Genomic DNA, 23,617 nt, shown 5'->3' on the forward strand with positions numbered 1-23,617 from the left:
TTGATACATTACTCCTGTTTTTTTATCTGTATAGTTTTGCTTGACAATTTTTTCTAGATGTTCACAAATTGGAACAATTAATGATGATTTTTGAAAAGTTTTCCTAGTCATGTAAATCCATATTTGTAATACGATCCTTTTTGGAAGTGATTTGTAAAGTGTATGTTTTGCCCATTCCATTTCTTTCCAAATATTTCCTCTCAAATGTATTACTAGTGGAATGTTCAGTTTCGCTGCAGCAAGTGCAAAATGTCTTTGCCTGTCTACTAGAATTACATCAGGTTTAAACTCTGAAATTAATTGTTCAAATTTTCTTCTAGTTTGAAAGCAATCTGTAACTTTACGACTAGGAAAGCCTTTACAAATATCAGTATCGACTACTAACTTACAATCAACTCCTAAATCTGTTAGAGCACTTGCAAATTCCTTTAGATGAAATATTTTTGAAGTAGAACCTCCAATAAGTAATCTCAATTATATTCACAATAATGAAAATAATGTATGTATTAAGACATTTTGTAAAATCAATGATATTGTCTGTAATACTAATATTTTTAAAGCCATAGAAAACCAACCAATTTGACTTGAAGCCTACCCTCACTGAATACCTAGTTTGTCCTACATGCCAAAAATTTTTTACCATTAAAATAACAAAAAAATCTAAAGAAGAAATTATTGAAGGATATTTGATTTGTGCAAATAAACATAAATTTAAGATTACAGATGGAATTCCTAGATTTGTAACTGATCTTACAAAGGATTTTGTAAAAACTGAAGATGCATTTTCATCAAAATGGAAAATATATCATAAATCATATCATGAGAAAAAATGGTTTGAATTTCAAAGAAATTGGTTTTTGGAACGTTTTCAATGGAAAACACTTGATAATTTCAACAAATTTCTACTTACAAAACATTACATTCTTGATGCAGGAACAGGTTTAGGCAATAGTGCAAACTTTCTATCCACCAATAAACAAGCGCTTGTATTTGCAATAGATGCAAGTGAATCTGTAAATTTTGCGTATAAAAAATATGGTAGTGCTGCAAACATACATTTTTTGCAAGCTGACTTACGTCAACTTCCATTCAAAAAGAATTTTTTTGATTATGTTTATTCTGATCAAGTATTGCATCATACAAAAAACACAGAAACCTCATTCAAGTATTTGACAAAATTTCTAAAAAAGGCGGGTCATATTTCCATATATGTTTACAACAAAAAAGCTCCAATTAGAGAATTTGCAGATGATTACATTCGTTCCAAGACAACAAAAATGTCTGTAAGTGACTGTGTAGAGTTTTCAAAAGACATGACGATTTTAGGTAAATCACTATCTGGTCTAAATAAGAAGATCACAATTCCACGTGACATTAAACTACTCAATATCAAGGCTGGTACTTATGATGTACAGAGATTTATCTACTGGCATTTTTTGAAATGTTTTTGGGCTGAAGATGGAGATTTTGAGAGAAGTGTAGGTGTAAACTTTGATTGGTATTATCCAAAATTTGCTTACAGACACACTCCTGATGAAGTACAAAAATGGTATCGTGATGCTAAACTAAAAATCACAAGCTTCAAAGAAATTGAAAGTGGAATCAGTGTTACTGGAATAAAACATTAGAATTTTAAATAAATATTTTAATATATAATTAAAAATAATATTGAAAATAATTAATACTTGAATCTTATTTTGTATTTGCCTGATCTTATGACTGATTAGTCTTTATACTGTTGAAATTATTAAAGAACTTTTATCACAATGTTAGTTTCAATTATGTATTAATTGATATACGTGTAAGTAAATCAAAATACGTGAAAAAAGCACTTGCATTTAGAACATGGTTTTATTTTAGAATGGGGTGGTCGACTTACTTTGCATTTTTATTTGCTGCAGTAAATACACTAGTAACAACATATTATCTTGCAATTGAAAGATTACCTGCATTAAAAGAATTTTTTCCAACTTTTGCATATTATGTGATATTTCTTGTTGCTACTGGTTTACCAATTTTGGTAGCTATTGGATACATTCACTACAAAAAAAGTGGTGCATTTAAGGCCGAAGCTGATATCTCTGTTGAGGCAAATCCTCATTTGTATAGAATATTAACCAATACAGAAGCGTTATTTCCATTATATCTTAAAATGAGCGAATTATTGATTAAATTATCTAAAAATGAAAGATTGTCTGAAGAAGAAACTAATGAAATTATCTCATTACAAAATCAATTACGTGAATATATGAGTAAAAAAACATTGGATAGTTCTGGTAAGCCAAATAAATAAAATAATAACTAATTTTTTAAAATTATTCTTATGTCTGTTCCATCTTTGTTGTTTGTGATGATTTTTGGATAATATGGATAGTATTCATATGATATTTTTTTCATTATTTTATTTAACACGCCTTCTAATTTTGATGGGGATCTAAAACAATCACATCGTTCAATTTTGAAATTAGCTTTTATTGCTAAATTCATTAAAGATTTTTTTGTAAAGTGAAATGTTGAAGGTTGTTCAAAAACTGATGATTTAAGTATCTCTGCATTTTCACAATTCGGAACTTCTATGAATAATATCCCATTTGGATTTAAATGCTCTTTACATTTTCTTAGCAACAAATCAGGTCTCACTAGGTGCTCAAATACATGAGAAATCCAAATAATATCATAATTTCCAGATATGCTAAATTCTTCTGCAAACCCTACTTCACAGTGTCCAGACTTTAATTTTTGATTAATCAAACCAACATTTCTTTCATCAGGCTCAATACCTGATACGTCAAAACCTTCCTCTTCAAACCAGAAAATTGTTTGTCCTGGTCCACACCCAATCTCTAAAAATCTCTTATTTTTAAAATATTTTTTACAGTATGCAAATTGAGAAATCCACTGCCTTTTTTTACCTTGTGAATTAATGTCAGAATAATTTGTTTTTATTGCTTCTTCTGCTCCTCTTCCATCCCAATATTCTTTTTTGTAAATCTCCGAACATCTTTTTTTGATTTCATCTTCATTTTTACCCGTAATGTACATACCACATACATTACACAAATAAACTGGTAATCTCATATAGGAATTTTTCGAATATTCACTTAATGATTTGTTGTCACAAGACATACAATACATTTAGCATTTTTTGAAATAAACCTATAATATATCTATCAATGTTTTAAATTATTTTAAAATATATTTGATTAATTTAAATTAATTCTTGCATAAGTTCAACAAGCGAATCTGTTGCCTTATCATTATTTAATTCACTTAATGCATATTGTCTTCCTGCATTTGCAATTTCGAGCCATTTTGGATTATCTATATCTTCTAAATATTCTTCAAATTTACTCTTGTAATTTTTCTCATTAATGAAAATTGCTGTCTCTTCATCTTTATACCCAAGATATCTTCCATTATTTTTTTCTGTTATCTCCATAAATGTTAAACATCCTGCAGCTGGAACTTCCCAATACCTTATTGTTGGAAAATATGTTGTAGCAACAATAGATGCTGCATATTTGGATAAGAGCAGAGGATATCTGTCATTAACATATTCATGTTCCAAAGTAGACGTATAATCCACATATGGTAGTTGATTACACATAGTTCTCAATTTATAATGCTTGTATGCATTTGAATCTGGATTTCGTATTGAATTAATTATCCTAGAAAAGATTTTTGCATTTCCTATTGCACCGGAATTCAGAATTCTATTTTTGATTCGATCCTTATATGGAGTCAGGTTTTCATATAAAATAGGTTCTAACCCAAAAATAATTGTCTTGTATCTAAAGTTAGAAGGATAGTATTTGTAAAAATAGTCTTTATGTGTAAAATTAAAGTAATAATCTATTCCTATTTCTTCATGATAATTATGTTTATTCATTGATTTTGCATTATGTGGATCACCAATTCTGCATATGATTGGTATGGAGTTATTCTTTATCCCAATTAATTCAGGAACTGCAACACTGTGATTGTCTGGAAGTAAAATTATATCAAATTTTCCTTTCAAATTCTTTACATCAAATATGTTATCTGATGGAAAATAAGTTACATCAAGAGAATTACTACGTTTCAAGGCATTCATAAAAAAATGATATGTAGTATTGTCAAAATGTTTTCCAGAAAGAAAAACATATGATTTTTTGTAGATAAATGCTATTCTAATTTTTTTCATTATCAAGTTATCCATTTTTTATGTGCCATAATTTTTGTTTTTAATTTGAAGATATTTTGCAAATTCATCGTAGTTTATTTTATAAAGTTTAAGATTATATTCATATCCATGTTCTTTAGACTCATAAATTTTTTCAAGATACGGGAATTTTTCTTCATGATTGTATACTTCAGATAATATTGACTCTGAATACTCATCAGCAATAATATGAGTTAAGTTTTGTTCTTTATTCTTTGATATGAATTCCTCAAGCGTTTTCATTTCTCCTACGTGGAATTGATTGATCTTAAAAGTTTCTTTTAAATTTCCAGGAGTTGATGTTATAGGCCATCTATTTGCCATTTCTGCAATTTGAATATATTTTCCAACTTTTGGTTCAGAATTAATTCCATCCACATTCTTAGCAACAAATTTAGCTACTTGATACACTTCTGATTCACCACTGTAATCTATTTTTTTATTTCTAAAAATGTCATTGAACCAAAAATGATTCCAATAACTATCACACTCAAAATTACTTTTTTGTTGCTAAATTTCTCTACAATCCAACTTATTCCAAATAAAGAAATTACACAAAATATTGGAAAAAGAGGATAAACATAACGGGTATCAGGAGCTATTGAGACTGAATACATTATTGGTATTGCCAATACTGCTGGTGCTAAGACTAGAAGATAATTTGGGTATCTTAGTTGTTTTAAAATTGGAATTAATCCAATAGGAACCAAAATTACGAAAATGGGGATAATTGACCATCCAAATAACTTGATTCCGTTTATCCAATTAGGACCATACGTGTTAATTTTATCTTGACTGCTTATTTCTTCATGATTACCATACATGCTAATCTCTCCAATTATTCTTCCAACAATTGCATCATTTCCACAGCATTCAATTCTTTGATATACAAACGGAGATAATACAAGTAAGAACACTGCCAAAGCTATTATGAATAACATGCAATCTTTTCGGCTTTTTCTGAATCGTAGAAAATAGATTATTGTAAAAGCTACAAACCAAAATTGTCCTTCGGGTCTAATAATGGTGGCCCAAGCAAAAAATCCAAATGATAAATATACATATTTTTTATTTGAATTTAGAAAAAACATTATTCCTAATGTAATGGCAAAAATGTATAATGGCTCAGAAATTCCTAAAGTTGAATTTATAATTATTCTGGGATCTAACGCAAAAATTAGAGCACCTATCAAAGAATAATAATTATTAAAAAATTTTTTACAAATAAAATAAACAGGAATTACAGTTATTCCTGATAAAACAACACTTACACCTCTTTGTAAATTCATATAGTCCATGAAATTATCTGAATGGAAAATCATAAAAAACAATGAAAGAAATTCTGACCATCCACTATGAGCTGATTGATAATTAGGTAAATGTCCTAATATGCTAATGTCTAAAGCGTGTAAAAAATATCCAGAAAAACCATCCAAAATAATAGGAACATCATATGGTGTATGGTATAACCTGATAACTATTGCAACAACACAAATTATCGCAAGTAATAACAACGAACTAGTTTTTGAATTTAGATAACCTGCTTTCAAATTTATTTTGAATTCATCTTTTTCCAATATTTTTTTTGCACTTAAAATAGTATTAAACTATGTCATTAGATTTTTTTGGTTTATCATAATATTTGTTGCTAATTAATAGAAATATTGACTCTGCAGCTCCTGCCAAAACAAATGCTGCAGCTATTCCGTGAACATCATAAAGTTTACCTAAGACAATCATTCCTAAAATGATGCTAACTAAAAAAATACCCGAGCTGATTAATACAATCTTGTTTTGTAAATTTCCTAAAAATTTTGAAATGTATACAAGATTAATCGTGCCTGGTATTATGCCTAAACTAATAATTTGAACAATTATTACTGCCTCCTCAAATTTTGGAAACATCCATTTTATAATGACTGGAGAAAGTACGATTCCTAAAACTGTCAATCCGACTGATATTAGTATAGTTAATTTTTTTAAAACTATACTTGGATTGCCAGCTGCATCTTGTGGTAAGACATATTGGTAAATAATATTTGGTATTATTAACAAAACCATGTAGAATTGCATGCCTAATGCATAATTTCCTAATATGCCAAATCCAAAAATAGGTACTATGATGATCTTATCAATAGATGATGCAAACATTCTTGTAAAACTCAGCAAATAATTGTTTATCATAAACTCTTTTTTACCTTTTAAAATTTTAAAATTAATTTTTGTAGTTTTAAATTCCTTATAATATAATGCAATAAATGGAACAAATGATAATGCAATTCCAATTATAATTCCATTACTATCCAATAAATAATACAAAGGTATGGCTAAAATCACCATTAATAATTTTTGAATTATTGTAATTTTCATATATGATTTGAAAAATTTTCTGCCAAGAAATTCTGCTGTTATTAGTGAAAAAATCACATAACTGAAAACATGAATACTTGCACCTAAATTAAAAAATGTAAAAAATACTACTATCGCGCCTATAACTGATATTGGAAATGTGATTAGTGATATTACAGGAAGTAGTTTTTCACCTTTTGCGGCGTACACTGTAAGTGAATTTTGTGTACCAAGCATAGTAATTCCACTAACAATTCCTGCAATTGTAAGATAGTAAGTGATTTCACCATATTTTTCAACTCCAATTAATGATGCAATATAAAACCAAAAAATTGCTCCAATAATTGTAGGAATCATATATGCAACACTTAGAAATGAAATATCTTTAAAAACGGAAAAATGCTTACTGATCTTTTCTCGAACCATGTTATTTATAGAAAATTTTCTGGATTATTAAGCCATTTAAGTTAGTCAGTCTCATTAATCAACTCTAGACTTGCTTTCTTTATTGCAGAATTACTATTTAATTTTGGCTCCCATCCAGTTCTTTTCAATTTTTTAATATCTAGATGCATTTTTTTTACGTCACCTGGCCATCCTCTGCCATCAAAAGTTCCACCTTTTGTAATTATTTTCACATTTTTTAAATTCATTTTATCTATTACAATATTTGCTATGTCTGTAACACTAGTTCTATCGTTATTGCCGATATTAAATACATCAACAGGATTTTTAGAATCTGCTGCTTTCAAAAACCCATCTACGCAATCACTAATGTGTATGTATGATTTTGTCTGTGTCCCGTCGCCTAAAATTTCTAATTTCTTTTTATTTTGATGTAATTTGTTAATAAAATCCCAAATTACCCCATGTTTACTTCTTGAACCAATGACATTGGCAAATCTAAGAATTATTCCTTGTATTCCGTAATTATGACAATATGCCGAGATTAATCCTTCACATGCAAGCTTCGATCCTCCATATGGCGATATTGGTAAGAGTGGACCGTATTCTTCACTAGTTGGAATCTTTTTTGCATCTCCATAAACTACTGACGATGATGCAAAAACTATCTTTTTAACATTTGATTTTCTAATCTGCTCTAAAAGCAAATATGTGTTTTTAATATTCTCATTAAATGCAATCTCTGGGTTTTCAAATCCTGTCCTTACTTCTGGATATGCAGCTATGTGAAAAACTGTTTTAATTCTAGGCAGAATGCTAGAAATTTTTTTTGAATTATTTAAATCTCCTACTATCAATTCAAAGTTAGTTCTTTTCAAACAGTTTACAAGATTTTTTTTATTACCAGTAGAAAAATTATCGTAAACTATCGTATTGATATTGTTGTTAACTAATCTATCAGCTAAATGACTGCCAATAAAACCCGCTCCACCAGTTATTAGAACTGATTTTTTTGATTTATCCATAAATGAAGTTAATTTGTATCATATCAAAAAAAAAGACAGTTTAGATTTATCAAGTAATTAGTTATAATTTATCCATTCATCCTCTCTAAGTTGATAAGTAAGATTTTTTTCTTATTTGACATGGTAAAAAAATCTATTTTAATGATAGTTAGAAAATACCCTGCAGATTTTGGTCATACCACTGTAATCAATAACTTATGTATTGAACTTGACAAAATGGGATATAGAACTGCAATCGGTGCATTTTCTTTTGATTCTCCACCACCTCCAAATGTGAAACAAGTGAAGTTAAAAAAATTAAAATCTTTATTTTATGGAGTAAACAATCTTGGATATGATATAATTTATCTACATCAATCGTTTCCAAACTATTTCTTACTTACAAAAAAACCAAATAAACCTGTAATTCTTTACTATCATGGAGCATCAAACACAATCCAAAAAATCAACTTCAAAATTATGATGATGTTGTATAAAAATAGAATTTCCCAAATAATATCGGTTTCAAAGGCAGGAGTTAATCAAATGAAAAAAATGATCGGTGATATCTCAGCTGAAGTTATTTACAATGGAGTTGATACTGAATTTTATAATCCTGAATTACCAACTACGTACAAAAGAGGTGAACCTCAATTACTTTTTGTTGGTGGATTACGTCCTTACAAAAAAGTTTCCGTACTTATTTCATCCATGCCTAAATTACTAAAAAAATATCCGAAATCTCATCTACAAATAGTAGGAATAGGTGAGGAGATGACTAGTCTTGAAAAAATGATCAATGATCTAAAGTTGGAAAGAAATGTAGAATTGACAGGAAAAATCAATAATGATGAATTAAAACTGAGATATGCTTCTTGTGATATCTATGTATCTGCTAGTACATTTGAAGTGTGCCCTGTACCTACTTTAGAAGCTATGGCATCAGGAAAACCACTTGTACTTTATGATATAGAGCCGCATCGTGAAATTATTGAAATCTCCAATGCAGGAAAAATTTTTTCTTTTACTGAAAATTCTGATTTTGTTAGTATTGTTGATGATGTTTATAAAAATAAGGATTTATTTAAAATATCTGGACTAGAATTTGCAAAAAAACATGATTGGAAATTAATCTGTCAACAAGTCATTCGTAATTTTGAAAAACTTAAACATTAAATGTGATTTTTATCTCATTGCATAGATCATTCCCATATCTTCCGATATTTTTCTTGTTTTAGTTTTAAATGACATGTTTTCTAATTTTTTTAATAAATTCTGATACAATTCTAATTTTTTATCTATTAAATGATATTCTATTATGATTTTATTTATTCTAGAAAAATATTCCTCTGGAATTGAATCAATTATTTCATATTCAGCCCCTTCACAATCAATTTTTACTAAATCACAATTTTCAATTTTATATTCATCAAAAAATCTTTTTACTGTTGTGGATTTAACATCAACAAATGTATTTCCTTGAGGAAATATGCTGTGAGCTGATTCATCCAAATCCAGGTATATTCTTACGTGTTCGTTTTCTTTACTAACTGCTAAATTTAACGGTATGATATTTTTTATTTCATTCAAATTTGTATTATCTGATAGCATTTCATAGTTTTCTTTTATAGGTTCAAAACAATAGATTTTACCATTTTTACAAAACTGGGATGCAAATAAAGCAAATAAACCGATATGTGCCCCCACATCTACAATAATGTCGTTATCTCTTATTTCAAATCCTGGCATATTGTAGTCGTTTGTAAACCAAACAGTACCTAATTGCATTATGTCTGTAGAATGTGTTCTGATTTTTATTTTCAATTTATTTCTAGTTTCTAATATCACTTGATCCTTCTTTATTGTCTTAAAATAAATTCCAATTAACACATGCCAATTTTTGAATTTTTTAATGACTTGTAGTAATAACTTAATCTTATTCATACTCTGTTTGAATCTATTATGAATGCTTTAAAAATCTAATAGATATATCTAAGATCAATTTTTTAACTAATTGTATTGTTATGCTGTTAATGAAAGTTTTAGTGACTGGTGCAGATGGATTTATCGGAAGTCATCTTTGTGATATACTTTTAAAAAATAACTATGAAGTTATTGCTGTTTCTAGAAATTTTAAAAAATTACTAATGCTACTTATGACTTGGCAAAAATTCATCTATGTAAAGTAGATGTTACTGATTTCTCTGAATTATCAAAAATTATTATAGCAAATAAACCTGACATAATAATACACCTAGCTGGTGAAACATCGCATAAAAAGTCCTTTGAAAATCCAATGTATGATGTAGATGTAAACCTAAAATCTACACTATGTATTCTTGAAACAATTAGAACATCTAAACTGAATTGCAAATTTATTTTAGGTAGTACCTTTATCGTAGTAGGAAAACCTGATACTTTACCAATTAACGAGACTATCAATTGTAATCCAACGACCGTTTATGGAACAACTAGACTTGCAAGCGAACATCTTTGTAAGATCTATCAAAATGTTTATGATTTAGATACACTGTCATTTAGAATCACAAATGCATTTGGACCTAGAGAGCAATATCTAACACCTACAAAAAATGCTCTGAATTATTTAATTTATCAAGCGTATTGTGGGAAAGATGTTACTATATACAATAATGGACAGTTTTTCCGTGATATTATCTTTGTAACTGATGTTGTTTCTGCATTACAAACAATTATGGAAAGAGGAAAACCTGGTAATCTTTATTGGATTTCTTCTTATAAAAAAACTTGGTTTTATGAAATTGCTCAATGGCTTGAAGAATTGACTAATTGTAAAATAAAATACGTAGATCCTCCCTCGTATACAAGTAAAGTGGATGTAGGGAATTTTCTAGTTGATAATTCTAAATTAAAATCATTAGGTTGGGATTTGAAAATATCTGTAAAAGATGGAATCAAATACACATTAGACTATTTCAAACAAAATTCATTATAACGTTTCTAACTGATTTCTTTATTCTAAATAGCTTCTACAGTTTCAGTTGCTCTTTAGCTGTGACAAATTTAAAATCCTCAAGTATATTTTCAAACTTTTTTAGCGCACCTTTGAGATTATGATAATAATGCCACCCATATTCCTTTATTCTAGGCATTTTTGGATCTAAATCCTTTGGATGAATATAAAAAATAAATGAATTGTTGTTTTTATTTATTTTATTTAATCCATATTTGATATATGAATAAGGAAAAAACCGCAAATGAAATCCGCCTGCAATTGGAATATTTCCTATTATAGGAATTCTATGTGTTGCCAATGGTATTTCACTTAAATTACTTTTTTCATCTTCAACTATAGGATTTATGATATTTGGTTTGTAGATAAATCGTGGCGCATTTGGTACTCCGTATAAAGGAGTTCTTACTGGAAAAATACTAGAATCATATCTTAAATATTTTGATAAAATTTTTATTGCCCAAAATGAATTTTTTGTAATTGAAAAATACGGAGCTCTAAAACCTATTACTTTTTTGGTAGTTATGTTTTCAAGCGTATCTAGTGATTTTTTAAGGTCTTTTTCAAATTCTTCTTGGGTTGACTTTCTTATGTCTATATGGGCATAACTATGGCTGGCAATCTCATGTCCCTTTCTATCAATCTCCTTAATCAATTCAGGAAATAATTCTGCGATATATCCAACCACAAAAAATGTTGCTTTTACATCATGTTTAGCAAATAAATCTAAAATCAAACTAGTGTTTTCAACCACTCTGCTTTCGTACTTTGACCATTCCGAAAATGGCAAATCACAGTAATAATCCTCCAAGTCAACTGACATGATGTTTGTCTGCATAATGTTGTATTGTGTTATTGAATATAATAACTAAAAAAGTCATAACTATTCAAAAAACATAGATATACAGTTTATCATAAATTACAAGGACATAATGCTAAAAATTGCGTGCATCCCAGCATATAATGAAGAAAAACCTATTGCTGATATAATTAAAAGGTCATTAAATTACGTTGATCGTGTTGTAGTATGTGATGATGGTTCAAACGATTCAACTTCCAAAAATGCAACTGATGCTGGTGCTATAGTCATAAAACATGAAAAAAACATGGGAAAAGGAGCTGCATTAAAGTCTCTTTTTGATTACGCACGCAATGCGAATGCAGACGTTATGGTAACAATTGATGGTGATGGGCAATTTCTTCCTGAAGAAATGAATAAACTAATTGATCCGATCATCGAAAAAAACTTTGATATTGTATTAGGTAACCGATTTCAAACTAAAAAAGAAATGCCATCATATAGAAAAGTTGGAAACATGATGTTTGATAAAATTACACAATTGGCTTCTGATCTTCCGTTTAATGATACACAAAGTGGTTACAGATCTTATTCAAAAAATGCAATCCAGAAGATTAAATTCATGACAAATGGATTTGGTGTTGATTCTGAAATATTAATTGACGCTGTTCAAAAAAATCTAAAAATAGTAGAAGAAAATATCACAGTAATTTACAACACTGGAGGAAAAACTTCTACAAAAGATCCTGTGTCCCATTCTGTTAGTGTATTGACATCACTAATTGAATTAATTGCAATCAGACATCCTTTACGATATCTTGGAATCCCTGGATTTATTTTACTGGTTATAGGTATTGTTTATTCATTTATAGTAATTTCAATTTTTAATGACACCCGTGTGTTCTCTGTTCCTTCCACATTGGTAGCTTTAGGATCTTTGGTAGTTGGATTGATGTTGTTGTTAATGTCTGCTGTATTATTTAGTATTTCAAGAATGGCAAGAAGAACTTCTTGATATTATATTTTTTTAACTACTCTTCCTGGATTTCCAACTACAACACAGTTATCTGGAATATCTTCTGATACTACACTACCTACAGATATTATAGAATTCTGACCTATTGTTACACCTGCAGTGATGATCGCCCCTGGACTGATAACTGCACCTTGTTTGATAGTTACATTTTCCACTTTTCTTGGATATGCTGTATTTTTTAAAAGCAAATTTGCAGTTGGATTGATATGAGCAAATATCATCGCATTATGACTGATTGTCACATTATCTTCAATATTGACTAGATGCGGATAAAGCAAATCAATTAAAACGTAAGATGAAAAATGACAATTTTTTCCAATTTTGACTCCTCTTTTACGTTGCATAGATATGGAAAAATCTGAGAGGGGAGAATTGTATGCTAGTGAATGTAAAATCCACGATTTCATGAATTTCATACGTAATTTCATCTTCCCACTTTTTCCTGATAATTTGTAATAATCCATCAATTCTTGCTCATTTACAGAAAATGCATCATCTTTCATCAATTCTTTATCTCCTATCGGAATCTATAATCTTTGGGCAAAAAAACTTGATTAAAATGATTACAATTAAAGTTCTGCGAAATGTTTATTGTAAGATTTTTAGATAAAAAATTATGAATTCTGAACAAAACCTTCCAAACTACATTAGTCAGGCAAGATTATTGGACCCGTCTAAATATGGCAATAAAATACGAGTTGCAATTCTCAGTAATTTTACTTTAAATGGTCTATCTGAAATAATTCAAGTTAAATGCTCTGAAATCAATATAGGATGTTTTTCATATATTTCAGATTATAATCAATATAATCAAAACATACTAAATGATTCTAGTAAACTTTATGCATTCTCACCTGATGTGACTTTTTTGATATTAGACATACGAAGTATTCTCGGTGATGCATTTTATTTTCCGTATTCGTTAGACTCATCTCAGAGAAATGATCTAATTACAAAAATTACTAATGACTTGAAAAATCTTATAACATCGTTTACCGATAAAACAAAATCTAAACTAATAATTTCTAATTTTATCATTCCCACGTATTCTTCATATGGAATACTTGACTCTAAAATGGAGCATGGATTAAAAAATATTGTAAATGAAATTAATAATAATCTAGAAAATTTTATAAAAACACAATATTCTGTTTACTTGTTTGATCTAAACGGATTCATTACTAAACATGGTGAGAATAACGTATTTGATTACCACAAATATTTTTTTGGTGATATTAGAATATCTTTTGACTATTTACCATATCTTGCAAATGATTTTCTAAGTTACATCAAAGCATTTCTTGGATTAAGTAAAAAATGCATAGTGCTTGATCTTGATAATACTTTATGGGGAGGTATTGTTGGCGAAGATGGATATGATGGAATTAATCTTGGACCTACACCACCTGGTAACGCATTTGTAGAATTTCAGAAAAGACTATTAGCACTTCAGCAAAGAGGAATTATTCTTGCAATAAATAGTAAAAATAACCCAGATGATGCAATGCAAGTTATACGAAATCACCCGTACATGATACTACGTGAAAATCATTTTGCATCAATGAGGATTAATTGGACAGATAAGGTCACAAACATGAAAGATATTGCATCTGAACTAAATATTGGACTTGATAGTATGGTCTTTTTTGACGATGATCCTATGAATCGAGAACTCATTCATACACATTTTCCACAAATTCTTACTGTAGATATTGGTAATGATCCAGCTAACTATGCTCAAATTCTAATAAATCTGAATGACTTTGATCTCTTACAAATAACCGAAGATGATGCCAAGCGTGGTAGTATGTATCTGGAAGAAAAAAACAGAAAAATCTTGATGGAGTCTACAAACCTTGATGATTTTCTAAAGCAACTTGAAATAAAAGTTGAAATAAAAAAAGTAGATCAATTTTCACTTCCACGAATCTCTCAGCTTTCTCTAAAAACTAACCAGTTTAATCTTACTACAAAACGATATCAAGAGGAAGATATTAGGAATTTTTCTCAAGACAAAAAAATGTTAGTATGTGGAGCTCAAGTCAAAGACAAATTTGGAGACAATGGAATAACAGGAGTTTACATAATAAAAAAGAATGATCCTGAAGAATGGTTCATCGATACATTTCTTTTGAGTTGTAGGGTTATTGGAAGAGGAATTGACGATGCAATGATGGCAAATATTCTAAAACAAGCAAAACAAGAAGGTGTAAAGAAAGTAAAAGCACAATTTATTCCCACTCAAAAGAATCAACCTATTTCTGACTTTTTACCTTCTTATGGGTTTAAGCTAGAAGGTGATTACTGGGTTTTCTCATTAGAAAATGAAATTAAAATTCCAGATCACATTGAGGTTACATCAGCATGACATCAAAATTATACGAACTTGTATCGCAAATCATGCATGTGCCAATTTCAGAAATAAAAGATGATTCTGGTCCACAATCAATTGAAACATGGGATTCCTTTAACCTATATCTACTACTTAATGAAATTGAAAATGAATTTAAGATCAGATTTACTCTTGATGAATCTTTGAGTATAAAAAATGTGAGTGATTTTAAAAAACACTTAAAAAATCATGGCATAATTTTAAATGATTAATGTTAAAACCAAATATTGTTGAAGCTTCATCATATTGGAATAGTTGTATCAAAAATATCAAATTCATTTCCCGAATTAACCAAGTATATTAAATTCGAAAAAACTACGATTCCAATTTTTATTACTTCTCAAAAAGTTAATGTATGTTTTTTAAAAATTGGAGAATTCAACTTGGAGCTTATAGAACCTGTGGGTGAAGACTCACCAGTAGCAACTTTTGCAAATAAAGGAGGAGGGTTTCATCATCTATGCTTTGAGGTAAAAAACATACGTGAAAAACTAGACGAATTTGTCAAAAATGGTGCTAGAATTATAGTTGAGCCTGTAATTGGCTTTGAAGGTCGGTTAACTGCATTTGTTTTGTTAAACATGAAAGATACAAAAATAAATCTTGTAGAACTTGCAGAAGAAGAACCTGTAAAATCTTAGCATATTGGTCATTATAAAATGATTATTGATAATCTAAACCTGGGAATTGATATTGTCGAAGTAAAAAGATTTCAAAAAATTCCATATGATAAAAATAAGAAATTCTATAATAAAATATTTAATAAATCTGAGATAAATTACTGCTTAAAATTCAAAGATTCTTATCGCCATTTTGCAGGTAAATTTGCAATCAAGGAAGCAACCAAAAAATCTCTTTCTAAAAAAATTAGTTTTCTTCAAATTGAGACATCACATATTAAAAATAAACCTGTTGTAAAAATTAAAGATAATGCAGACTATTCGTTTTTAGTTTCTTTATCACATGAAAAAACTATGGCAGTTGCAGTTGTGTTATCTGAAAGATCAACCGTTAAATGAATTTCCTTGTAATCTTTGCCAAGGACTCGATGTATCTGTTAAATATTTCATTATTTCTTTCTCCGATTACTTTTTCTGGCACATATATCCTATCTTGAAAGTTTTTTATTATTTCTTTATCTGAAATAGTTCTGCTTTTTTGAATTTCAGAATATCTTTTTTTAATTTGTTGCCCGTTTTTTATAATATCTATATACCCATTAATTTTTTGGCGAAACATTCGTTTCTTCAAATAAAATAAAATAACTGCACATTCTGTTAGAAATAGAGATGGTAGCATTTTAAACAATGTTGAATGAGAGTAATGTGTAAAAAGACAATAAAGACGATTTCTCTCCAATAAATAAAATTTGTAATTACTCCATTTGAAGCTAAATCCTTCTGGTGGATGATATACAATTGATTTTGGTATGTAGTGTGATTTTATTCCTAAAAGTAAAGCCCTCCAACCCAAATCCATGTCATCTAAATATGCAAATAAAAAAGAATCAAACATGCCTATTTTTTTCATTACATTAATGTGTGTAAACAAACATGTTCCTGATGCAAAACCTACTATTTCGTGTTTTTCAAACTGCTTTGTATCTATCTGGCCTTTTCCACGTGAATAACCAAAGCCAAATATCTGAATCATGTTCCCTGAACTCATCAAAACATTATGATCTGTGGTGGTAAGGAACTTTGGCTGATACAATCCCTCCCCATACATTTCATATCCTTGAATTAATCCATCTAGCCAGTCTGGATCAACTAGAGTATCTGGGTTTAAAATAACAATATACGTTCCTTTAGCTATTCTTATTCCAATATTATTGCCTTCACAATAACCTAAATTCTCTTTATTTTCTATTAGATTAATCATGGGAAATTTTTCTTTACATCTACTGTGACTATTATCTTTAGATGCATTATCAACTACTAAAATTTCATAATTGTTGTATCTAGTATTTAGTATGGATTCAACACATTCTAGTAAAAGATCACCTGCGTTGTAATTTAAAATTATTATGCTGACAAGCGGTGCTGACTTTGTTTTTTCCATATCAAAGATGTAAATAATAAACAATGATAATGTTAATTATCAATAAAATTAGTGATAACAATGTATGATTAGCTCACATAATCTAGTTTACAAATCAAAATTACTAGGTAAAATACTTGGATATTTTGTATCTATGTTTCAATTCCGCTTACTCTCATTCTATGGAGAAAATGATGTTGCATCTTTGATAAAATCTATAAAAAATGATATTGACTTTGCATTTTTTCCTTATGAAGCATTTGTAATACACTCCATTGCTACATCTCAAAGCAAAATCTCAGGTGATATGGCTGAAGTCGGAGTATATCAGGGAGGTTCAGCTAAAATCATCTGTGAAGTGAAAGGTAATAACAAACTCCATCTATTTGATACATTTGAAGGATTGCCAAAAATTTCAGACAAAGACACACATTTTGGAATAAAATATTGGACTGATAAACAATTCAGTAATACCGATATAGAATCAGTACGAAAATACCTAAAAGACTATGAAGATGTGTCTTTTTACAAAGGAAAATTTCCTGATACTTCTGTTCCTGTTACTGATTCTAAATTTTCTTTTGTACATCTAGATGTTGATCTGTATGAAAGCACTACCGAATGCTTGAAATTCTTTTACCCTCGATTAGTAAAAGGAGGAATAATTCTTACGCATGATTATCATACAAACGGAGTTCACTCTGCATTTACGGAATTCTTTCAAGGGAAGAACATTCCAATTATCCCAATTAATGGCTCTCAATGTATGATTGTTAAAACAGAATAATCTAGAGAATAATTCTTGTTCCTTCACCTAATAAGAATACTTTATCATCTGTATTTTGATTAGTTGTTAATTCAGAATTAAATGCAATTATACTGTTTCTAATCTTAATATCACATGTAATATTGCATTCCGACATAACTATGGATTCTGCAATATCGCATCTTAGATTTGAATTATCTCCAATACTTGTATTTGGACCTATTTTTGAACCTGATTCGATTACACAATTTTTTCCAATAATTGTTGGACCATTAATAACAACATTGCTTTTGATAATTGTATTTTCTCCAATCATTACGTTTCCATTAATTTTTACATCTTTTTCTTTAATTCCATTAAAGTACGGCTTTGTTTTATCCAGTATTGTCATATTTGCATGAATAATATCTTCTGGAGTACCTGTGTCTTTCCAGTAATCAGTTATAACATTGTATGTGATCTTGTGATTTTGTAACAAAATATCAAGTGCATCAGTTATCTCAAGCTCATTTCTCCAAGACGGTTTAAGATTATCAATTATATCAAAAATAATTGGTGTTAGAAAATAGATCCCAGTAACTGCAAGATTTGTTGGAGGATCTTTTGGTTTTTCCATAATTTTTTTAATTATCCCATTTTGCACGTCTGCTATTCCAAATCGTGAAGGATTATCTACCTCACATAACAAAATCATTGCTTTTGCATCCGATTTTTCAAACTCATCTGCAAAATCACTAATTCTTCTTTGGATTATATTGTCTCCTAAAAAAACTAAAAATTTCTCATTTCCAATAAAGTCTTTACACAAACGTATTGCATGAGCTATACCTCGCGGAGAATCTTGCTCAACATACGTAATTTTTACTCCAAATTTTTTTCCATCTTCGTAGTATTCTTTGACTTTATTGGAACCCACTCCACCAATTATTATGGCAATATCTGTAATTCCTGTATCTTTTATAGATTCAAGACAATATTGTGACATTGGTTTGTTGGCAATGGGAAGTAATTGTTTTGGTCCTGTATGTGTAAGTGGTCTTAATCTTGTCCCATGTCCTGCATGAAGAATTATTCCTTTCATTTTGTGCCTGATTTCCACGGTATTGGAGCCAATGTTTTAGAATTTACTTTTTTTAATAGGTTTTTGTTGGAAAGATACCAATTAACTGTCTGCTCTAAGGCATCATCAAATCCAAATTCTGTCTTCCATTTTAGCTGTTTTCTGATTTTTGAAGAATCTAAACTATAACGTAAGTCATGTCCTGGACGATCTTCTGTATGATAAAATAAATCTGAAGGTTTTCCTAAAATTTTTAAAATCTTTTTAACTATTGTGATATTGTCCATCTCATTATTTGCAGATATGTTATACGATTCACCCCACTTTCCGCTTTTGTAAATCTCTATAATTGCATTACAATGATCTTTTACATAAATCCAATCTCGCACTGCTTTGCCTGAACCATAAATTGGAATCTTTTGATCATTTTTTGCAAATAAAATTATTCTAGGAATTAACTTTTCAGTATGTTGTCTTGGGCCAAAATTATTTGTACATCTTGTAACTATTGCTTCAATTCCATAAGTCTTGACGTACGAATTTACAAGCAATTCTGCTGATGCCTTTGAAGAAGAATATGGGCTGGAAGGATTCAAATGGGATTCTTCAGATGCACTTCCTTTGTTTATACTACCAAATACTTCGTCAGTTGAAATCTGGATTAACTTTTTTTTATATTTTCTTACTGATTCTAAAATAGTAAACATCCCTACTATGTTTGATTTTATAAAATTCTTTGGTGATAAAATACTTCTATCAACATGTGATTCAGCTGCAAAATTAAACACAATATCAACTTTTGAAATTAGTTTGTCAATTAATAATTGATTTGTTATGTTTCCTTTTACAAACTTGTATTTTCTATTTTTTTTAATATCTTTAAGATTATTGTGTGAAGAACCTTCAATCTCAGCATCTATGTTAATTATTTCATAATTAGGAAATCTTAATAATATATCTAAAATAAAGTTACTTCCTATAAATCCCAATCCTCCTGTTACTAATAATTTCATATTAAATGAAAATTCTTTAATCCATCTTATAACATTTGACAGGTATTATCAAATCTACATATCCCAATTTATCAATATTTTAATAATTAGTAATATTTGGAATCATATGGAAACTTCATGGTCACATAATCTAGAAAAACATGAAACAAAAAGTGTCATTGATAGTCATGTAAATGGTTCTCTAACGGTAATTTGGAGAGATTGGGATGAAATCATAAAAAACCATCCAAAAATGGTCTATGTAAGCTCAGTTAATCCAGGAGAAATAAAAGGACCTCACTTGCATACAAAGCGAAATAGCTATTTTGTATGTATACATGGTAAAGTTGTTTTTGTTATAAAAGATGAACAAGGAAATTATAAAGAAATTGAATCTAGCGAAGAAAATCCAGTTTTAGTATATGTGCCAAAAAATATTCCATCTGCACATATTAACATAAGTGATGATGTTTCACGAGTTCTTGCTCTGGCTGACATTGCATGGAGACCTAATGATAATGAAATGAAAAATGTCTCATTTGATGATTATAATTGGAATAAATGGAAATAATATTTCAAATGTTTTTATTTTATAATTAAAGTAGTTTTTCTTTTAATATTATATCTTTTAATTCTTGTTTGTTTATCAATTCAACTTTGTCTGATGAATATGGTTCAGTAAATTTGACTTTTTTTAGATTACGTGATTTTACATCTGATAATGTCTCAACACCAGGACTTCTTATGATGTAATCGTCTTTTGATTCAAATGTATATGCAATTTCATCTTTATTTATCAAAGTTTCATGAAATTTTTCGCCCGGTCTAACAGGAATCTTTTGAACTTGAATTTTTTTTCCAATTATTTCAATAATTGCATTCTTTAACTCATCAACTGTATATGCTTTGAGTTTTGGTATGAATACCTCTCCATCCTTTCCATTTTTAATTGCTCTAAAAATTAGATCTAGAGCTTGTTTCATGGTAATGTTAAATCTAGTCATTCTTGGATCTGTAATGGTGATCTTTCCGTCCTTTTGTATTTGTTCAATAAATTTAGGAGCTACTGATCCTCTGCTGCCCAAAACATTTCCATATCTTACACAAAGAAAATCTGTTTTATGTGCACCTTTGTAAAAATTTGCTGCAGTAAACATCCTTTCCATTAATAATTTTGTTGCACCATAGGTGTTTAGTGGAGAAACTGCCTTATCAGTACCTATAGCAAGAGCCATTTTTACTTCATTATCTAAACATGATTCAATTACATTTTGTGTACCAATAACATTTGTTTTGATTGCTTCAAAAGGATTGTACTCAGCAACAGGGACATGTTTTAATGCAGCAGTATGAAAAACAACATCTATGCCTTCCATTGCTCTAGATAATCTATCTTTGTCTCTTACATCTCCAATGAGAAATCTAAGTCGTTTATCCCGAATTTTCTCCTGCATTTGGGTTTGTTTCCATTCATCACGACTGTAAATTCTTACTACACCCACATTCTCTTTTAATAGTCTGTGAGTTAATGCCGTACCTAACGAACCTGTACCTCCTGTTATGAGAATTTTTTTACCTTGTAACATTTTTCTCCCTTGCTCTATGATGGAATTTCATAATTATTATTTATCATGAATTATGACGTTATTAATAAATAATCAAATTATTCACTATGACTGAGCTTGTTTGGTGGAGTCATTAATTTTTCTTGATAGTTTAAACGATTTAGACTCTAATAAAAACAAAATTTTGAATTTTAAAAATCAGAAAATCATCTCATTTGATTATGATGTACATAATTATCTTGATACAGAAAAAATATCACATACTAATTCAGATGAATATTTGTCAAAAAATGAAAGAATAGAATTGTATGATAAAGCAATTTCTTTATCTAATTGGCATGATAAAAATCCAACCTTTGAAGAATTAAAATTTGAAGGAATTAATTTATTAAGTTTGATTGACGCTGGAGAATTTCATCAGTTCATTCTTGAAAAGCTAATTAAATTTATGACTATGATAAGAATCATTCAAAAAGAAAATCCAAAAAGAATTTTTTTACCAACTAATTTTTTGAATGCACTTTCATCAACTACTAATAAAAAAAATATCAAATTAATCGAACTCAAAACAACTTCACGTGATATTTTTTACTGGAATAAAATTACTTTTAAATTTAATTTTCTTTCTAGAACCTTTTCTATTAGTTTATCTCGTAATAGATATAATTTGATTAAAAACTATGCTGAAAATTTTTTTAAATTTATTATAAAATCAAACGACATAGATTTTAAAAAAAATCATTGTTGTTTTTAGAGTTTGATGTTGGTAAATATTCTGAAATACTAAAAAATCTTCAAGATTATGATGGACAAATTTTACTTCTTAATAGACGACGCCCTGCATTTTATAATGTTAATACAATACATTTGTTGCAAAAATTAAATTGTAAAATTTTAAACACAAAAAATATCACAAATTCTGATTCAAAATTAATTGAAAAATTGAGTGAAAAATATATTAAAATTATTACTACTATCTGGGAGAATGACTCTATTTTTGATGAAATATTTTCATTAGAAGGTTTTTCATATTGGGGTTTTATAAAAACTCCACTTTTAGAATCTTATAAAAATAGAATGAATGAATATGTTAGAACTATTTTTGCTTCAAAAATAATAATAAATAATTTTGATATTCGATGTATTGTTTCTCTTAACGTTGTTGGGGAAACTGAAAAAATTGTACTTGGTGTTAATAAAAACAAAATAAATTCAATCCTGTTAGAACATGCATATGCAAATTATGTTCCAGAAATTTCTAGATATGATATTTTTAGTATGTATTCTTTGTTTAAAGATAAAATTGCTGTTTGGGGTGACACACAAAAACAATATTTAATTAAACAACACAACTTAGATGAAAAACGAATCTTGAACGTTGGTAGTCCAAGACATGACATATTTTTTATGAAGGAAAAATCTAAACAAAAACAAAGAATTTTATTATTAACAATTCATCCGATATCCAATATTTCCGGGCAATCTACTGTAGATCTTTACATTAAGTTTGAAAAACTAATCATCAATTTTTGTAAAATTATAAAAAAAATTCCTAATTTACAACTGATTGTAAAATTACATCCAAGTCAGATACCTCATAACGTGCAAATATTAAATTTATTTAAGAAAATAGATTCAAAAATCCCTGTATTTCTAAATAAATCTATACTGGATTTGCTTTTAGAATGTGATACTTTAGTAAACATATCTCCTGAAGGCTATGATCCATCCACTGTAATGATGGAGGCGTTAATACTTAAAATCCCAGTAATGAATGTAATATTAGATAATTCACTATATGATTTTCAATATGTAAAGGACAATGCAATTTTAAATGTATTAGACCCTCTTGAAATTGAAAAAAATTTACATGGTATTTTATTTGATGAATCAATACGAAATAATTTAATCAAAAATGGACAAAAACATATTGACAATTATTTGGTAAATCATGGTACTGCTTCTATTTTTTTTACTAATATTCTAAAATCATTTTAGAATGTAAACGTTTATTGA

27 protein-coding genes and 1 pseudogene are annotated in these 23,617 nt (G+C 28.7%); 14 read left to right on the forward strand and 14 right to left on the reverse strand.

The features are described from left to right. Window positions 1-474 (reverse strand): annotated as a pseudogene (locus tag BG20_RS07040) (glycosyltransferase family 1 protein); the annotation flags it as partial. Window positions 475-584: 110 nt separating this feature from the next. Here BG20_RS07040 and BG20_RS07045 point away from each other — a divergent pair. Next, on the forward strand, window positions 585-1,628 hold the full coding sequence (locus tag BG20_RS07045; protein ID WP_010192778.1) for a class I SAM-dependent methyltransferase: 1,044 nt from the start codon (window positions 585-587) through the stop codon (window positions 1,626-1,628). A 191-nt stretch (window positions 1,629-1,819) separates the two neighbouring features. Next, complete coding sequence (locus BG20_RS07050) at window positions 1,820-2,293, forward strand: hypothetical protein (RefSeq protein WP_010192780.1); 474 nt, start codon at window positions 1,820-1,822, stop codon at window positions 2,291-2,293. A gap of 8 nt (window positions 2,294-2,301) precedes the next feature. On the opposite strand, the gene BG20_RS07055 is transcribed toward BG20_RS07050, so the two are convergent. The 6 genes from BG20_RS07055 to BG20_RS07080 form a co-directional block, all read right to left on the reverse strand. Then, the gene (locus BG20_RS07055; RefSeq protein ID WP_048097137.1) at window positions 2,302-3,126 is read right to left on the reverse strand and encodes a class I SAM-dependent methyltransferase; all 825 of its coding nucleotides are present in this window, start codon (window positions 3,124-3,126) and stop codon (window positions 2,302-2,304) included. 82 nt (window positions 3,127-3,208) lie between these two features. Continuing rightward, window positions 3,209-4,183 (reverse strand): glycosyltransferase family 1 protein, encoded by a 975-nt coding sequence (locus BG20_RS07060; RefSeq protein ID WP_010192783.1) that lies wholly within the window; start codon window positions 4,181-4,183, stop codon window positions 3,209-3,211. Window positions 4,184-4,201: 18 nt separating this feature from the next. Then, on the reverse strand, window positions 4,202-4,612 hold the full coding sequence (locus BG20_RS07065) for a hypothetical protein (RefSeq protein ID WP_010192785.1): 411 nt from the start codon (window positions 4,610-4,612) through the stop codon (window positions 4,202-4,204). 20 nt (window positions 4,613-4,632) lie between these two features. Next, the gene (locus BG20_RS11680) at window positions 4,633-5,778 is read right to left on the reverse strand and encodes an ArnT family glycosyltransferase (protein WP_010192788.1); all 1,146 of its coding nucleotides are present in this window, start codon (window positions 5,776-5,778) and stop codon (window positions 4,633-4,635) included. 25 nt (window positions 5,779-5,803) lie between these two features. Beyond that, window positions 5,804-6,976: a lipopolysaccharide biosynthesis protein gene (locus BG20_RS07075; protein WP_010192790.1), complete on the reverse strand. Its 1,173-nt coding sequence runs from the start codon at window positions 6,974-6,976 to the stop codon at window positions 5,804-5,806. A 41-nt stretch (window positions 6,977-7,017) separates the two neighbouring features. After that, on the reverse strand, window positions 7,018-7,980 hold the full coding sequence (locus BG20_RS07080) for an NAD-dependent epimerase/dehydratase family protein (RefSeq protein WP_010192791.1): 963 nt from the start codon (window positions 7,978-7,980) through the stop codon (window positions 7,018-7,020). A 120-nt stretch (window positions 7,981-8,100) separates the two neighbouring features. Between BG20_RS07080 and BG20_RS07085 the strand changes: the two genes are divergently transcribed. Beyond that, window positions 8,101-9,135 carry a glycosyltransferase family 4 protein gene (locus tag BG20_RS07085; RefSeq protein WP_010192793.1) on the forward strand — a complete coding sequence of 345 codons (1,035 nt, stop codon included), beginning with the start codon at window positions 8,101-8,103 and terminating at the stop codon, window positions 9,133-9,135. Window positions 9,136-9,144: 9 nt separating this feature from the next. On the opposite strand, the gene BG20_RS07090 is transcribed toward BG20_RS07085, so the two are convergent. Beyond that, a complete protein-coding gene (locus tag BG20_RS07090; RefSeq protein ID WP_238527548.1) occupies window positions 9,145-9,708 on the reverse strand; it encodes an FkbM family methyltransferase in 564 nt (187 codons plus the stop codon). Window positions 9,709-9,992: 284 nt separating this feature from the next. Here BG20_RS07090 and BG20_RS13850 point away from each other — a divergent pair, with 284 nt between their 5' ends. Further along, window positions 9,993-10,148, forward strand: a complete 156-nt coding sequence (locus BG20_RS13850) for an NAD-dependent epimerase/dehydratase family protein (RefSeq protein WP_010192796.1) — start codon at window positions 9,993-9,995, stop codon at window positions 10,146-10,148. Beyond that, entirely contained in the window at window positions 10,121-10,933 is an 813-nt protein-coding gene (locus BG20_RS07095; protein ID WP_010192799.1) for an NAD-dependent epimerase/dehydratase family protein, read from the forward strand. Before BG20_RS13850 ends, BG20_RS07095 begins: the two co-directional genes overlap by 28 nt. Before the next feature lie 34 nt (window positions 10,934-10,967). Here the strand turns inward: BG20_RS07095 and BG20_RS07100 are convergent, their stop codons facing one another. Next, on the reverse strand, window positions 10,968-11,789 hold the full coding sequence (locus BG20_RS07100) for a polysaccharide deacetylase family protein (protein ID WP_010192801.1): 822 nt from the start codon (window positions 11,787-11,789) through the stop codon (window positions 10,968-10,970). Window positions 11,790-11,883: 94 nt separating this feature from the next. Between BG20_RS07100 and BG20_RS07105 the strand changes: the two genes are divergently transcribed. After that, window positions 11,884-12,765, forward strand: a complete 882-nt coding sequence (locus BG20_RS07105) for a glycosyltransferase family 2 protein (RefSeq protein ID WP_010192803.1) — start codon at window positions 11,884-11,886, stop codon at window positions 12,763-12,765. Between the two features lie 2 nt (window positions 12,766-12,767). Here the strand turns inward: BG20_RS07105 and BG20_RS07110 are convergent, their stop codons facing one another. After that, a complete protein-coding gene (locus tag BG20_RS07110; protein ID WP_010192805.1) occupies window positions 12,768-13,289 on the reverse strand; it encodes an acyltransferase in 522 nt (173 codons plus the stop codon). Between the two features lie 113 nt (window positions 13,290-13,402). On the opposite strand from BG20_RS07110, the gene BG20_RS07115 reads away from it, so the two are divergent. The 4 genes from BG20_RS07115 to acpS are packed head-to-tail and all read left to right on the forward strand — an operon-like array spanning window position 13,403 to window position 16,197. After that, the gene (locus BG20_RS07115; RefSeq protein ID WP_010192806.1) at window positions 13,403-15,154 is read left to right on the forward strand and encodes an HAD-IIIC family phosphatase; all 1,752 of its coding nucleotides are present in this window, start codon (window positions 13,403-13,405) and stop codon (window positions 15,152-15,154) included. Beyond that, entirely contained in the window at window positions 15,151-15,390 is a 240-nt protein-coding gene (locus BG20_RS07120) for an acyl carrier protein (RefSeq protein ID WP_010192808.1), read from the forward strand. Before BG20_RS07115 ends, BG20_RS07120 begins: the two co-directional genes overlap by 4 nt. An 18-nt stretch (window positions 15,391-15,408) precedes the next feature. Then, window positions 15,409-15,819, forward strand: a complete 411-nt coding sequence (locus tag BG20_RS07125; RefSeq protein ID WP_133936272.1) for a VOC family protein — start codon at window positions 15,409-15,411, stop codon at window positions 15,817-15,819. 18 nt (window positions 15,820-15,837) lie between these two features. After that, on the forward strand, window positions 15,838-16,197 hold the full coding sequence (gene acpS, locus BG20_RS07130; RefSeq protein WP_010192812.1) for a holo-ACP synthase: 360 nt from the start codon (window positions 15,838-15,840) through the stop codon (window positions 16,195-16,197). Here acpS and BG20_RS07135 read toward each other — a convergent pair. Next, a complete protein-coding gene (locus tag BG20_RS07135; protein ID WP_010192814.1) occupies window positions 16,190-17,239 on the reverse strand; it encodes a glycosyltransferase family 2 protein in 1,050 nt (349 codons plus the stop codon). The two genes, acpS and BG20_RS07135, sit on opposite strands and share 8 nt — an antisense overlap. A 64-nt stretch (window positions 17,240-17,303) precedes the next feature. On the opposite strand from BG20_RS07135, the gene BG20_RS07140 reads away from it, so the two are divergent. Then, window positions 17,304-18,005 (forward strand): TylF/MycF/NovP-related O-methyltransferase, encoded by a 702-nt coding sequence (locus BG20_RS07140; RefSeq protein WP_010192816.1) that lies wholly within the window; start codon window positions 17,304-17,306, stop codon window positions 18,003-18,005. A 1-nt stretch (window position 18,006) separates the two neighbouring features. On the opposite strand, the gene BG20_RS07145 is transcribed toward BG20_RS07140, so the two are convergent. Further along, window positions 18,007-19,065, reverse strand: a complete 1,059-nt coding sequence (locus tag BG20_RS07145) for a glucose-1-phosphate thymidylyltransferase (RefSeq protein WP_010192818.1) — start codon at window positions 19,063-19,065, stop codon at window positions 18,007-18,009. Further along, window positions 19,062-20,057 carry a dTDP-glucose 4,6-dehydratase gene (rfbB, locus tag BG20_RS07150; RefSeq protein ID WP_010192821.1) on the reverse strand — a complete coding sequence of 332 codons (996 nt, stop codon included), beginning with the start codon at window positions 20,055-20,057 and terminating at the stop codon, window positions 19,062-19,064. The genes BG20_RS07145 and rfbB overlap by 4 nt, the downstream gene beginning before the upstream one ends. Window positions 20,058-20,163: 106 nt before the next feature. Here rfbB and BG20_RS07155 point away from each other — a divergent pair, with 106 nt between their 5' ends. After that, complete coding sequence (locus tag BG20_RS07155) at window positions 20,164-20,607, forward strand: WxcM-like domain-containing protein (protein WP_010192823.1); 444 nt, start codon at window positions 20,164-20,166, stop codon at window positions 20,605-20,607. A gap of 25 nt (window positions 20,608-20,632) precedes the next feature. Here BG20_RS07155 and BG20_RS07160 read toward each other — a convergent pair whose 3' ends face one another. After that, on the reverse strand, window positions 20,633-21,622 hold the full coding sequence (locus BG20_RS07160; RefSeq protein WP_010192824.1) for an SDR family NAD(P)-dependent oxidoreductase: 990 nt from the start codon (window positions 21,620-21,622) through the stop codon (window positions 20,633-20,635). 163 nt (window positions 21,623-21,785) lie between these two features. Here BG20_RS07160 and BG20_RS07165 point away from each other — a divergent pair, with 163 nt between their 5' ends. Together BG20_RS07165 and BG20_RS07170 are read left to right on the forward strand one after the other, a co-directional pair. Continuing rightward, window positions 21,786-22,355, forward strand: a complete 570-nt coding sequence (locus BG20_RS07165; protein WP_133936274.1) for a hypothetical protein — start codon at window positions 21,786-21,788, stop codon at window positions 22,353-22,355. After that, window positions 22,346-23,599, forward strand: coding sequence for a hypothetical protein (locus BG20_RS07170; protein ID WP_010192826.1), 1,254 nt, complete (start codon window positions 22,346-22,348; stop codon window positions 23,597-23,599). The genes BG20_RS07165 and BG20_RS07170 overlap by 10 nt, the downstream gene beginning before the upstream one ends. Window positions 23,600-23,617: the final 18 nt, after the last annotated feature.

The organism is Candidatus Nitrosarchaeum limnium BG20 (assembly GCF_000241145.1).
Classification (GTDB): Archaea; Thermoproteota; Nitrososphaeria; order Nitrososphaerales; family Nitrosopumilaceae; genus Nitrosarchaeum; species Nitrosarchaeum limnae.

Excerpts from the sequence above, each read along its gene's own strand:
- BG20_RS07055 (WP_048097137.1), bottom strand. The coding sequence starts at position 3,126 with ATGTCTTGTGACAACAAATCATTAAGTGAATATTCGAAAAATTCCTAT.
- BG20_RS07060 (WP_010192783.1), bottom strand. The coding sequence starts at position 4,183 with ATGAAAAAAATTAGAATAGCATTTATCTACAAAAAATCATATGTTTTT.
- BG20_RS07075 (WP_010192790.1), bottom strand. The coding sequence starts at position 6,976 with ATGGTTCGAGAAAAGATCAGTAAGCATTTTTCCGTTTTTAAAGATATT.
- BG20_RS07080 (WP_010192791.1), bottom strand. The coding sequence starts at position 7,980 with ATGGATAAATCAAAAAAATCAGTTCTAATAACTGGTGGAGCGGGTTTT.
- BG20_RS07085 (WP_010192793.1), top strand. The coding sequence starts at position 8,101 with ATGGTAAAAAAATCTATTTTAATGATAGTTAGAAAATACCCTGCAGAT.
- BG20_RS07090 (WP_238527548.1), bottom strand. The coding sequence starts at position 9,708 with ATGCCAGGATTTGAAATAAGAGATAACGACATTATTGTAGATGTGGGG.
- BG20_RS13850 (WP_010192796.1), top strand. The coding sequence starts at position 9,993 with ATGAAAGTTTTAGTGACTGGTGCAGATGGATTTATCGGAAGTCATCTT.
- BG20_RS07100 (WP_010192801.1), bottom strand. The coding sequence starts at position 11,789 with ATGCAGACAAACATCATGTCAGTTGACTTGGAGGATTATTACTGTGAT.
- BG20_RS07105 (WP_010192803.1), top strand. The coding sequence starts at position 11,884 with ATGCTAAAAATTGCGTGCATCCCAGCATATAATGAAGAAAAACCTATT.
- BG20_RS07110 (WP_010192805.1), bottom strand. The coding sequence starts at position 13,289 with ATGAAAGATGATGCATTTTCTGTAAATGAGCAAGAATTGATGGATTAT.
- BG20_RS07115 (WP_010192806.1), top strand. The coding sequence starts at position 13,403 with ATGAATTCTGAACAAAACCTTCCAAACTACATTAGTCAGGCAAGATTA.
- BG20_RS07120 (WP_010192808.1), top strand. The coding sequence starts at position 15,151 with ATGACATCAAAATTATACGAACTTGTATCGCAAATCATGCATGTGCCA.
- acpS (WP_010192812.1), top strand. The coding sequence starts at position 15,838 with ATGATTATTGATAATCTAAACCTGGGAATTGATATTGTCGAAGTAAAA.
- BG20_RS07135 (WP_010192814.1), bottom strand. The coding sequence starts at position 17,239 with ATGGAAAAAACAAAGTCAGCACCGCTTGTCAGCATAATAATTTTAAAT.
- BG20_RS07140 (WP_010192816.1), top strand. The coding sequence starts at position 17,304 with ATGATTAGCTCACATAATCTAGTTTACAAATCAAAATTACTAGGTAAA.
- BG20_RS07145 (WP_010192818.1), bottom strand. The coding sequence starts at position 19,065 with ATGAAAGGAATAATTCTTCATGCAGGACATGGGACAAGATTAAGACCA.
- rfbB (WP_010192821.1), bottom strand. The coding sequence starts at position 20,057 with ATGAAATTATTAGTAACAGGAGGATTGGGATTTATAGGAAGTAACTTT.
- BG20_RS07155 (WP_010192823.1), top strand. The coding sequence starts at position 20,164 with ATGGAAACTTCATGGTCACATAATCTAGAAAAACATGAAACAAAAAGT.
- BG20_RS07160 (WP_010192824.1), bottom strand. The coding sequence starts at position 21,622 with ATGTTACAAGGTAAAAAAATTCTCATAACAGGAGGTACAGGTTCGTTA.